This window comes from Pantoea hericii (assembly GCF_014155795.1).
GTDB classification, from domain to species: Bacteria; Pseudomonadota; Gammaproteobacteria; order Enterobacterales; family Enterobacteriaceae; genus Pantoea; species Pantoea eucalypti.
Genome location: NZ_SCKV01000003.1, coordinates 282,384 through 295,300, shown reverse-complemented (window position 1 = coordinate 295,300; position 12,917 = coordinate 282,384). Strand labels below are relative to the sequence as shown.

The window sequence follows — 12,917 nt, the reverse complement described above, 5'->3', positions numbered from 1 at the left end:
CGCGAGGATCTTTTAACTGTATTCACTGCACGTTAGGCCTTGATTATTTTTCAACAACGCGGCGACGCTTTTTTCTCAGTGTAACAAAATCTTCCGATACAAGACCGAGACGCATACGAAGGTTACTCCGCTTTACGTTTCATACTCATATATAAACTTCGATTTCCCAGTCATTCCGCTATAGTGCAAACCATTCGGAATATCTCAACGTAGCACCGTTTAAGAAGTGGCTATAAATATCCCGCATGCCAGCATTTAATTGTGACATGAGTTCTCTCTGAGTCCGATCAACCATCCAGTCTTTACCTGCAGGTAACGGAGGCTTCCCTGGAAATCATTCCACAGGCGCCCCGGTTACGGTAAGCACTATTGCCAGAGAAAACGAGGAACGTACCTAAATCCGAAAGGAGCAGCAGTGAGTAGTACGAATCATTGATGATGAAATCTCCATGTAAAGCCATAGATAATCCTTTTATCTATAATCCTCTGAGCTTCTATACTACGCCTTCGAAATTAGAATAGTAAATAAATTTACATGAAAAATATTAAATTTTTGAATAAAGTAATCATGTTCGTAAAGAATTAAAAGTGAGGTAGGAAACATGTAAAATCCGTCACGCATAGATAGCAAATTTATGAGACTTTTAATATTACAATTAATTATTTATAGCTTTTAATTAGCTTTACAAAAGTTCCGTTCTCACCAAGCAGGCTAACGCATTATTATTAATACTATCGATAACCTGACAGGAATAATATAAAAGACTATCGCACTCCCGTCAGCTGAGCCTACTCTTAACTTCAAGGCTTATGTAGTCTTTAAATTAAAATACTAGTAATTTATTTTTGAATTATCAAAACCCAGTAGGTTTTTGATAAATCCTCTGGGTTCGGCGGCATTTTACCAGATTTTGTTGAGGATAAAGCTGACATATCTGACTGCTCCAGAACATGCGTAACTTTCCAGCCTGCTTTTGCCAAAGCAGGTACTGAGCCAGAGATATCGCTATTACATGAAAACTGAGTATTATCAGATAAAGTTGATGCACTATTGGATTGAGGCAGTGAGGCCGAACGACAGACGTGCGCCTCCTCAGCTAAAACAGTGGTAGAAAAGAGACCCAAAGCAAAAAAAGAGGCTAACAATTTTAATGTTGGCATAAGAAAAGCTCCTTTACAGAATCGTAGATGTAATTAGGTAACTAAATTAAGGAAATATTCTTATCAATTAATATTTCCTTTCCTTTATTTTAAAAAGCAAATACACGAAGCTTTCCAGCTCGTGAATTTATTAAGAACTAGTTATCTATTTGACGCTCAAATGCCTGAGTCACTAAAGACAATACATAAGGTAAATCTTCCAGCTTTTCAAATACAATTTCAACATCACCATTTCCCCATCGACCTATGTTAGAGACATCCCGGCATAATCCACGCGGATCATTAATTTCAGCAAATGGAATATTCAGTGAAAGATGCAGTCGCTTTGCCTGCGGCACGACATCCACAAAATTTACTTCAGCCTTATAGGCAACATAAAGCTTCAGGAAGACCTCTGTGACGCATGGGTCAAGTGCCAGCGTTGCTTTACGGAATGCTTCAAACAACTCATGAATATGTTTTTTCATAAGGTGGGGATGGTCTTTTAAGCCATAAGAAATATTACTTTCACTTTTGTGTTGGTAATTTTTTAGCGAATCTGCGGGAAGACCGGCACTTGGCCAAACATGGCTTGCCTGATTTGCCATCTTTTTCGCTCTGGCTATAATCGTCTCTTCATTCCATTCGCTAAGAGCAGCAAGCCCGTCATTCAGACGCAAGTGACTAAATTTGAATCCCCCATCCATATCACGCTTATCAGCGAATGAGCGATTGCTATATTCAGAGTTATAACCCGTTAGTGTTAGATTCCCCAGTGAATGCCGCCATGTTTCCCATACACGCTGCCATTCATCTCCTAACTCAACTTTCCACTCAGTTGGTACTTTTTCAATCTGGTTATCACACTGTGGCATGATGTGTTCAATTGTATATTCATCAACCGGGATAGGTTCTTTATGGTTATGATTTTCGAGTTTTTTAAGCCAGTAGCTACGACTTCTGAAGTTATAGAGATCGCGTGTTTGTATATCTCTTTTAAACTCCTCATCGGTCGGGAATCGACGATAAGATGGCAGCAATATAAACGCCGCTTTTAAACTCTCCAGATATCTTTCTTTATAAAAGCTTTTACTCAACCCAGCGAAAGTTTTATTCATTGAGTTTGTTGGGATAGCACATACTGCCCGACGAAAAACATAGCTTTCAATCAGGCGCAAAGCTTCAGCAAAGTCATTTAATTTCAGAATATTCAGTTGGTAGTCATCATAGAGTTCCAGCATAAGAGGATAGGCAACATCCATCCTTAACTCACGAATGTTATGGAATATCTCTTTAAGCTGTTTGTTTTTCTCAATACCTAATGCAATCGCACAATAGTAAGTGGCATATTTATGTATCTCTGCAACTGCAATTTCAACAGGCTGTCTGTTACGACAGAAGTACTCTTTAAATGCATCATAAATACCATCAATCTTAGGGATATCTCCCGTCTTGACAGTCAGGTAGTGACGCATGAAAGCATCGAATTGCTCAGAGTAAGCTTCCTGACCAAAAAGAAGCTCCATCTTACGCCAGTGATCATTATACAACATCGTCTGGCGCTCGTTTTCCAGCCCCATGAGGATATAATTACGAATAAGATCGGCCTGGCTTAATTTTTTTCCCGTGGAGTTCATGCTTTCAAAAATAAGCTGGGGATTATCATGATCACGCTGAAGAGAAATATCGACCACGATGAGTTTACTCAGCCCTTTACAGACAACTTCCAGCAGTTCTTTATTTCTTAACTTTTCTCTGAAATACTCAAAGTTTTCTGATACACGTAAAGAAACATTCTCTGGCTGAGGTTTTCTATCAATAATAGCGCGTAATGTGTCGTTGTCTGTTTTAGAAAGAATGAGTTTATAGCGCTTTTCGCCTGACAATAATGGGTTGGTTAAATAGAAACCCCGTAACTGAGCTTGATTAAACCCTTCGATGAATTCTTCATCGCCTACAGCTTCGGCTAAAGCTGCGATTAGCAATGAGACTGTAGTGATACGCTGTTGACCATCAATGATCAACAAGGGTGACTGCGATGTCACCGAATAAAGTCCGTTTTCGATATAGACTACGGAACCGATAAAATGCCCTTGATTATTCTCATCTCTTCCACAACGAACAATATCATCCCAAAGCTGTTCGCACTCCTTCAGACTCCATGAGTAAATACGCTGATAGATCGGGATAACTAACTGAGGTGCTGTCTGCAGAAAGTTGAGCAACTTGGCTTCTTTTGCCTTCATCCTTAAATTTCCTTGTTAAATATATAAGTAAAATATTTTCCCTTATGAATGACTATAGCTTGCCGCCAACCCCTTTAAACTTCTCAACAAAGGCACTTATTTTTTGAAAAACTGTCTGTTTTTTGGTTTTGTACTGAGGATTTAACGGGCTCAGTTTAGGCAGGGCATCATTCAATGCCGTGCCATTTTCCGTTGCATACTCTCGTTTCAGCGAATTTATGATATAACGTCTGGCAGCCTCATCATTCAGGTTTTGCTCTTTTATCAATGCATTTGCCTCCCGCTGCTGTTCGCGCTGAGCAAAAGCGAAGAAAGCATCAATAATGCTGGCCTTATCTGGTAGTTCATCCAGATTCGTCTGCTGAATAAAATCAATAACCAGCCCTTCTTTGGCTCGATTGCCCAAGCTTGAGCGGATAAGACGTCTGACTTCTTCGGTCAGCCCGTCTTTGCTCTTGTTCTGTTTGTTATGCTCGAATATCAGACCGAGGATATAATCTAAATTAATCTCCTGAGATCTCAACAGGTCGATTTCAAACACGACATCATCCCAGTCGGTGGTTGACTTATCCTTGTCATTAGCCACTTTCTCGCGACGCTGCCAGTCACGGATATCATTGTAGGCTGAACGATAGTCCTGAATCTTACGTTCTGTGGGGAGACGAATGGTCTGTAATTCGGTAAACTTTTCATCGTCAAGATAATGAGCTGTCTTGAAGGTTTCTACGGCATTGGAATCGCTGATATCGACTTTTTGCAGGTCTTTCAGCATGGCAAATTCGTCGTAGTTTTGCAGGATATTTTCAGCCCGCAGGTATTCGCCGAACAATTTAACAAAGGCCTTTTTCCCCTTCTCACTATCAATGCTAGCCGGATCAGGGAACTGATATTCCAATGTCGTAACAATATCCATAAAGCCGCGCTTGGCCTCACCTGTCACGAAATCGGTAAAGCCCTCCATGTACTCTTTGTAACTTTTCTCAAGCACCACGTTTTTGGTATTTTTATCCCCAAACAGCGTGATAGCATCAATGGTTGCGCGTTCCAGATCTCTGAACGTCACAATATTTCCGAAAGTCTTTGTAGCATCAAAGATACGGTTAGTGCGGGAGAATGCCTGCATCAAACCGTGATAACGCAGGTTTTTATCGACGAATAGAGTGTTCAGCGTCGGTGCGTCAAAACCGGTTAAAAACATTCCTACCACAATGAGCAGGTCGATATCCTGATTTTTAACTCTCAGGGCTAAATCACGGTAATAGTTTTGAAATCCGTTGCTGTCAGTGCTGAAATTCGTTTTAAAGTGAACGTTATAGTCATCAATAGCCGCATCCAGAAACTCTTTGGCGCTGCTGTTCATTGCACTGGTATCAAAGCTTTCATCGGTAATGTCGCCGATAGCGCTCTGTTCTTCATTTGCCGCAAAGGAGAATATAGTTGCCACCCGTAACGGCTTATAGCTGGCTGATTTGTTAGCCGCCGCCTCCTGTAGCTCTTTAAACGTCGCGTAATACGCTTTTGCCGCATCCACACTACTTACCGCCAGCATGGCATTAAAACCTCTGGCACCAGGGAAAGTGCGATGTGTTTTCTGGCGGAAGTTATTCAGAATGTACTGTGTGATTTCCTGAATGCGCAGTGGGTGAAGAAAAGCCTGCTGATTTTCTGCAGCGCTGAGTTTTTTCTCGTCGGTTTCGGTTTCCAGCGCCTTAAACTGCGGTCGGACATCGTTATAGTCCACCTTAAACTTCAGCACCTTTTCATCACGAATGGCATCGGTAATTACGTAAGAATGCAACTCCCGCCCAAACACGCTGGCGGTAGTTTCTGACCCTAATGCGTTTTGAGGGAAAATTGGCGTACCGGTAAAACCGAACTGGTAAAAACGTTTGAATTTCTTTTTTAGGTTCTTCTGTGCTTCACCAAACTGGCTGCGGTGACATTCATCAAAAATAAACACCACCTGTTGCTGATATACGGGCAGGTCAGCTTCAGCTTTCATCAGGTTATTCAGTTTTTGAATCGTGGTGACGATAATTTTGTTATCGTCTTTATCGAGATTTCTTTTAAGGCCTGCAGTATTGTCAGAACCATTGACGCTGTCCGGCGAGAAGCGCTGATACTCTTTTATGGTCTGGTAATCGAGATCTTTCCTGTCGACCACAAAGAAGACTTTATCAATAAAGTCCAGTTCGGTTGCTAGCCGTGCGGCCTTAAAGCTGGTCAGGGTTTTGCCTGATCCGGTAGTGTGCCAGATAAATCCCCCGCTTTCTGGCTTTGACCAGTTCTTCGCGGTAAAGGAACTGTTAATTTTCCATAGGATTCGCTCGGTGGCAGCAATCTGATAGGGGCGCATCACCAGCAGCGTCTGGCTACTGTCAAACACGCTGTAGTTAAACAGCACATTGAGTAGGGTATGCTTCTGGAAAAACGTGGCGGTGAAGTCCTTTAGGTCTTTAATCAACGTGTTGTCGGACTTCGCCCAGTTCATGGAGAAATCAAAACTGTTTTTATCTCGCTTGGTGGTATTGGCAAAGTAACGGGTATCGGTGCCGTTGGAAATCACAAACAGTTGCAGGTACTTAAACAGAGAATTGTCACTGTTAAAGCTTTCCTTGCTGTAACGGTGTATTTGATTAAAAGCTTCGCGAATCGCTACACCGCGTTTTTTCAATTCAATTTGTACCAGCGGTAGGCCATTGACCAGAATGGTGACATCGTAGCGATTGGCGTGCGTGCCTGTTTGTTCAAACTGCTTGATGACCTGCACTTTATTGCGAAGGATGTTTTTTCTATCCAGCAGATAGATATTCTGAATACGGCCATCGTCGAAGACGAAATCATGAACATAATCATCATGAATTTTGCGGGCCTTTTCGACAACGCCATCGCTGGGCTTGTCCATCCAGGTTTCTACAAAGCGACGCCATTCAGCCTCCAGGAACTCCACATTGTTAAGGCTTTGCAACTGCTCCCTGACATTGGCGAGCATAGCCTTGGAGTTGTTCAGGGTTGGCAGGTATTCATAGCCCTGGTTAACTAAATCCTGAATCAGCTCACGCTCCAGATCACCTTCACTCTGGTAGCTCTCGGTAATCTTCCAGTCCGGGTTGTATTTGTCCAAAATGATAAAATTATTGAACTCAGCAATTGGCTTGGTGCAATCAACCATTTTTTTGTTCCTGCTGCCAGAAGTTATAGTTATCTTTCAAGTGTTCAAGCAACAGTTTGACCGTTGCTTTCTCCGCTGGCGTTGGTTCTGCAACGGCTTCATTCGATAGCGTACAGTGGCTTGTGAACTGCATAATTCTATTCAAATAGAGTTCTTTGTCGTCAGGTAAAAGTAGGGACCATCTAGGGTAGCCCAAAAAACTGGCCGTTTTCTCATACAGATTGCGCAGTAACGTGAAGTGATATCTTTCCACGTTGTTGTTAACAATAGCCTGTTCGATGGTTTGCTTTAGGTGGAGATGATAGGAAAAACTCTTGTTAGAGTCGCCATGTTTTTCTATGAGGGCAAATGTACCATCCTCAAAACTCTCCAACATGTAACAAGCTTTTCCGTTCAGCTCATTGAAAAGCACATTATAAAATAGTGGATTATGCGTCGTGATAATGAACTTCAAATCGGATTCACTGGATTTGATCAGCCCTGCAAGATTGACTGCTAATTCAATCAAATGGTTATCATCAAGGGAGCTAACAGGATCATCAATGAATACATATTCCAGTTGATCAAACTCTCGATTCTCACGTACATCCGGATCGACGACATTGAGAATTGTGACGACTTGATCCAGCAAGGTGTAAAAAACACTCCAGATGAAGTTGCTCTCTTCGCCTTTAGATAACTTGATATGGGCGGAACGTTCATCGTTGCCGCGCTCCATGGAAAAAGTAACTTCGGTAAAATCTGGATTGAAGTGTGGCGTTAGCTTGTCGTTCGCATAGCGCTGGAAATAACGGGCGATATTGCCATCCTGCCCCAAATCTTTTAGCAATGTCAGCAACCAGTTTGTATAGGAATTAGGCTGCACCTTCAGCTTCGGCTCGGCGTCCTCTTGCAGATCGTTATCCCAATAGAACAAGTCCTCAGTGAAAGCATTGTAATAAAGGATTTTTTTGCGCGACAACTCCGACTGTTCAGCTTCGTCATCACCTTCTCCGTCAATAACTTTGGACGCAATCCATTGCTTGAAATCCCGGGAAAGACGTGTCTTGCCTGTGCCATTGAAAGCGTAGATTAACTGCACCTTTGGCACGGGCCTGGTCTCTTCAACTTCCTTCGTTTTTTCAGGAACAGTTTTCTTGACTTTCTTAGGCGTACTCAGCTGTTGGGCTATTTCCAGAAGTGTCTTGCTCATATCACGCCTCTGCGACTTCCGGCTTCGGGAAGCTAAATAGCATGTCCCGATAATATTCGTACTGTTTTTGGCGTAACTCGATTTCGCGGGGAATGCCTTCAGTGATTGAGTTGGTCAGCGTGTCAAATTTATCCAAAATTTCAACAATGCGAGCTTGTTCTTCAAGTGATTTATCAGAGGCGGTTACATAAGGTATAGGTAGTTTGAAATTTTTTATAATGGTTGAGTTGAGGTCACCTCTGGCACCTTGTCCCAGCGACTTTATGTTTTCATAATTGAAGCTTACCCAATGGAAGACATAACGATATAATGCCTTTGTGTCGTCAATTTCTAAACAACCGCAGTGCTGGTTGGTTGTTAAAGGGATTTTATTTATGGCAGACCGTCCCGCCGTTGCTCCTGAAATAGCAATAATTACACAATTTTCTGGAATCCATTTTGCTGCAGAGTATTTTAACGCAGCTTGAGTTATTTTTATTTCAGTACTGTTGATATCGGAGAACTTAACCTCTTGAGTCCTTAACCAAGGAATATCACCATTTTCGTAATACTCAGCTTTGCCTGCTGTAGGTGTTCCGCCCGAGTACCATTTTTTTGTTACATCCCCTAGCGTTTTCCACTCAACTTCATCATCGTCAAAACTCAGTAACTGGTTGCGATAGTAGTTGTACTGCTTTTTACGCATGCTTAGCTCAGCGGTAAGCTCAGCGGTAAGCTCAGCGGTAAGGGCGGTAAACGTATCCAGAATCCGGACGATTTCAGACTGGATGGCTAGGGACTTTTCCGGGTTGTCCGGGCTAGGAATGGGAACTTTAAATCCTTCCAGCATGGGTTTTCTTATTGAAATGGAGGTAGCACCCACACTTTTTGTTAAGATGTACTGCTTGAAGCTAGATGACATGAAGTAATACAAAAACTTCGTGTTTACGGCATTAGTTGTGATACGAATTCTATAAGCCCTTTGATGTAGAGCATATTTCCCCTCAACATAGTGAAATATGTCACCAATTCCACCTTCACCGGGAATGACTATTGCTACCTCATCAAATTCAAAGGTATCTGACTTCAAGATATTCTTTGAGCGAACATAGAATGGATAAATTCCATTTTCGCTTTCATCCTGACGATTTGAGCTTCCAGTACCGATATCTGCCACAGAACCCAATGTTACCCACTCAACCTCAACCCCATCCAACAGTTTTTCCAGATAACTCAGCTCGCTCATGCCTGTACCTCTCTGCCTTCAATTTCAGCCACAATCGCATCAATGTCCTGGCGTAACTGGTCGATTTTGCTGACGGTGGTTTTCAGTTCGGCATTCAGTTCAGTGATATCTACATTTTCGCGGGTATCTTTGGCTTCCACATAGCTGCTAACTGACAAGTTATAACCATTAGCGGCCACGGCCTCAAACGGCACAGATTTCGCCAGATGGTCAGTATCTGCTTTGGTGTCAAAGATCTGCATAATCTGTTTGATATGCGCATCGGTAAGGATGTTGTTGTTAGTTTCTTTTTTAAATAATCCACTGGCATCAATAAACTGCACGTTGGTATCTGTTTTATGCTTTGACAGCACCAGAATATTGACGGCAATGGTGGTGCCAAAGAACAGGTTTGGTGCGAGTGAAATCACCGTCTCAACATAGTTGTTATCAATCAGATACTGGCGGATTTTCTGCTCTGCGCCGCCACGGTAGAAGATACCCGGGAAGCAGACAATCGCCGCACGGCCTTTGGCGGACAGGTAGTTCAGCGCATGAAGCACAAACGCAAAGTCAGCTTTTGATTTTGGAGCCAGCACACCTGCCGGAGCAAAACGCTCATCGTTAATCAAAGTCGGATCGTCACTGCCACTCCATTTCACCGAATAAGGCGGGTTAGAAACAATCGCATCAAACGGCTTTTCGTCGCCAAAGTGTGGGTCAGTCAGGGTATTGCCCAGTCTGATATCAAATTTGTCGTAGTTGATGTTGTGCAAAAACATGTTCATACGCGCCAGGTTGAACGTCGTATGGTTGATTTCCTGACCAAAGAAGCCTTCTTCGATGATGTGGTTATCAAAATGTTTCTTCGCTTGCAGTAGCAGTGACCCCGAGCCAGCCGCCGGGTCGTAGATTTTGTTGACATGGGTCTGACCGTGCATTGCCAGTTGAGCAATCAACTTAGAGACATGCTGTGGCGTGAAGAACTCCCCGCCTGACTTACCGGCATTTGCCGCATAGTTAGAAATCAAGAACTCGTATGCATCACCGAACAAGTCAATCTGGTGATCATTAAAGTTACCTAGTTTTAAACCTTCGACGCCTTTTAGAACGGCGGCCAGACGGCTATTTTTTTCTTTTACCGTATTACCCAGACGGTTACTGGTGGTATCAAAATCGGCAAACAGGCCTTTGATATCAGCTTCAGACGGATAACCATAAGCCGAGCTTTCAATGGCGACAAAAATGCTGTTGAGATCAGCATTCAGTCTGTCGTTGGTGTTGGCTTTGGCGGCAACGTTGCAGAAAAGCTGGCCAGGATAAATGAAATAGCCTTTGGTTTTGATGGCATCATCTTTGATATCATCGGTAATGATGCTGTCATCCATCGCAGCATAGTGAATGCTGTCATCACCGGCTTCGATGTAACTGGAGAAGTTTTCACTGATAAAGCGGTAAAAAAGCGCACCAAGGACATACTGCTTAAAATCCCATCCATCTACCGAGCCTCTAACGTTGTTAGCGATGGCCCAGATTTGACGATGAAGTTCTGCACGCTGTTGAAAGCTTGTCATTTTTTTATCCTGTGTTCGGTTCTTAGCAACTGCTGTTGACGAAATTTTACCGCAATTTGTTCTTATAAACCGTGTTTACATGAATCCAAATGATGCATTTTTCTTTTTTGCAGCGAATGAACCAGGTCAATAGATGGGCCATTAGGCTCAGGACTACAACCCGAAAGTTATTAATGGCCTATATGTCATTGCGATTTAATGAAAAATATTTTTTTGCTTTAGCATTCACAGAAGGTCAATCAATACCAGCAAGGCTTACTGCGCCTTGATCCCCATGAAATCATGTGAATATGAACAGTGTATAACTGGCAAACATAGCAGATTTTTCAATCATAAGCAGATTGATATGAAGCAACTTAGACTTGCTGAGGTTGAACAAAAAGCGGGGAAATGAAACTTCGCCGACACCAAATCCCAGACACAAAAAAAGCCGCCCTTAAGCGACTTTAATTTGCATACGTGGTGCCGAAGGCCGGAATCGAACCGGCACGCCTCGCGGCGGTTGATTTTGAATCAACTGCGTCTACCGATTTCGCCACTTCGGCACTGAAGGGTATGCGGAAAACGTTGGGGATTATACCGTTACCCCCTGTTTCCGCAACCCTTATCCGCAGGCGACGGTGCAACTGCTGAAAAAAACGTCTTTTGGCTCTCAGGTTCTACTTACATAACAAACCATCTAACCTGAAACAGGCTTCACATCCGTTACGAACGTCGGCAGATCCCAGGTGCCGCCCGCATGGATATAACGGCACATGCCGGTCCCGCCGTCATAGCTTTTGCGGAAAGCCTGGCCGTCCCATACCCAGCTTTCCTGACTCATGCAGTCCCCGATGCCCCGGCCTTTCTGCACGCTGGTGATCTCGCCTTTGTCGTAATCGGACCCTGAAACGGTCACCAGCACCGGCTGACCTTTAAGTTGGTTATCAATGACCCAGTAGCCATAGCCTTCGTTATACGCAGCTCGCCAGCAGAGTGCCGAAAGTAACGCGTGGCTGTCATCAAGTGGCGTAAGCGTGGGTCCGTCGGTTTCCGGATCGATGTTCTCTGCCGATGTAAACAGGCTGTCGCACGTGTCATCGTCATTACGATTAACCGTCGAAAGCAGTCGGGTTTTTAGTGCGGCGATTTCTGCATTGGTAAGCAAACGGGGTTCACCGCTCAGGGTCTTTGCCGCCTGTATTACGGGTGCGGGCACAGCCTTAGCCACGCTGCTCTCCGGCTTATTGCCCTTTTTGGTGAGCGCGCCTGGCGTGCTGATACGGCCCTGCACATCGTCTGCTTTTAGCAGCACGGCATAAGCGCCTTCATTGGAAAGCAGGAAAGGTTTGGAACCGCCTTTAAATTCCACTTTACCGCTGCCTTTCACTGCCTTAATTACCGCAGAGGTCTGGCTGGCCGACATTTGCCAGTTGTCATCAGCAGCCAGAAGATCGCCCGCAGGTTTACCGTCGATCCAGAGCGTCAGCTTTTCCGCCGGTTCGCTGTCATCTTCGGTGTCGCCCAGCGTCACTTCTCCTGTTGGCTCGATTCCAGGACCCGCATCACGGGTGAGCAGGATGGAGCCGGAGGGATCCTCTTCTTTGCCATAACCGGCAATGCGGCAGGTCAGCGTGTTATCACAGGCAACTTCCCAGTCTTTGTGCTCAAGCGTTCTTGCGCTCTGCGCGGCCTGAGCAGACAGGGAGAGCATCGCCAGCATGAAAAGCATCGGTTTACAGTTCACTTTATTCCCTTATGTTTTATTTCTGATATCAGTGCTGATATCGCTCTCACCACGGGTCAAAACAGGCGCAGGAGTGCCACACCTCCCTGCCGTTTTACAGTCGCGCCAGGGTCATTTCCTGCACCTCAGCCGCTGGATTGGCCTCTTTCACGGCGGCAAGAAAACCAACAAACTCCCGATTAAAAAGGGTGTAGTTGTTCAGGACTCTGAACTCCCTTTCGGTGCTATAAGACCCGGTGACGTAACGAACAAGCCATACCCGGCGATTACTGACTTCAGTTCCGCTGACTTTTATCCTGATAATATTCTTAAGCGGAACTTTGCAAAGCGTTTCGCCTTCGCGCTGCTGATACAGGAAGTCGCAGTCATAGTAATAATCTTCCGTGTTCATGCCCAACTTTTTCAATATCGGGGTGTTAGCCGATATCTTTTTCATCATTCCTGGAGAAGGAGGGAGCCCTTTTTTAAGTGGCAAAGGCTTGAAGCAATACCAGATGAGCAAAATGAAGAAAGCTAATGACAGAAGTGAGAAAATAAAATAAAGAAATTGATGCATTTAAATGACCCGACCTGTTCGGATAGCTCCTGATTATATCGAAGAAAATATGACGCCGTTATCCGTTTTTACTGCACTGCCAGCTCATCTTTCAGTGCACTAAGATC

The 12,917-nt window shown here is 44.0% G+C and carries 8 protein-coding genes and 1 tRNA gene; all 9 read right to left on the bottom strand.

All coding sequences use genetic code 11. The annotated features are described in order from the left end of the window. Positions 1-840: 840 nt before the first annotated feature. Positions 841-1,161 carry a hypothetical protein gene (locus H7K52_RS08420; RefSeq protein ID WP_182629930.1) on the bottom strand — a complete coding sequence of 107 codons (321 nt, stop codon included), beginning with the start codon at positions 1,159-1,161 and terminating at the stop codon, positions 841-843. 137 nt (positions 1,162-1,298) lie between these two features. Then, positions 1,299-3,386: a GmrSD restriction endonuclease domain-containing protein gene (locus H7K52_RS08415; RefSeq protein WP_182629929.1), complete on the bottom strand. Its 2,088-nt coding sequence runs from the start codon at positions 3,384-3,386 to the stop codon at positions 1,299-1,301. A gap of 52 nt (positions 3,387-3,438) precedes the next feature. Continuing rightward, on the bottom strand, positions 3,439-6,558 hold the full coding sequence (locus H7K52_RS08410; RefSeq protein WP_182629928.1) for an HsdR family type I site-specific deoxyribonuclease: 3,120 nt from the start codon (positions 6,556-6,558) through the stop codon (positions 3,439-3,441). Further along, positions 6,551-7,750, bottom strand: a complete 1,200-nt coding sequence (locus H7K52_RS08405; RefSeq protein WP_182629927.1) for an AAA family ATPase — start codon at positions 7,748-7,750, stop codon at positions 6,551-6,553. Before H7K52_RS08405 ends, H7K52_RS08410 begins: the two co-directional genes overlap by 8 nt. Position 7,751: 1 nt before the next feature. Beyond that, positions 7,752-8,975: a restriction endonuclease subunit S gene (locus H7K52_RS08400; protein ID WP_182629926.1), complete on the bottom strand. Its 1,224-nt coding sequence runs from the start codon at positions 8,973-8,975 to the stop codon at positions 7,752-7,754. Then, positions 8,972-10,528: a type I restriction-modification system subunit M gene (locus H7K52_RS08395; protein ID WP_182629925.1), complete on the bottom strand. Its 1,557-nt coding sequence runs from the start codon at positions 10,526-10,528 to the stop codon at positions 8,972-8,974. Before H7K52_RS08395 ends, H7K52_RS08400 begins: the two co-directional genes overlap by 4 nt. A 460-nt stretch (positions 10,529-10,988) precedes the next feature. Then, a tRNA-Leu gene (locus H7K52_RS08390) sits at positions 10,989-11,073 on the bottom strand. 134 nt (positions 11,074-11,207) lie between these two features. Then, a complete protein-coding gene (locus H7K52_RS08385; protein ID WP_182629978.1) occupies positions 11,208-12,239 on the bottom strand; it encodes a DUF1176 domain-containing protein in 1,032 nt (343 codons plus the stop codon). Between the two features lie 109 nt (positions 12,240-12,348). Then, a complete protein-coding gene (locus H7K52_RS08380) occupies positions 12,349-12,810 on the bottom strand; it encodes a hypothetical protein (RefSeq protein ID WP_140033760.1) in 462 nt (153 codons plus the stop codon). Between the last annotated feature and the right edge of the window lie 107 nt (positions 12,811-12,917).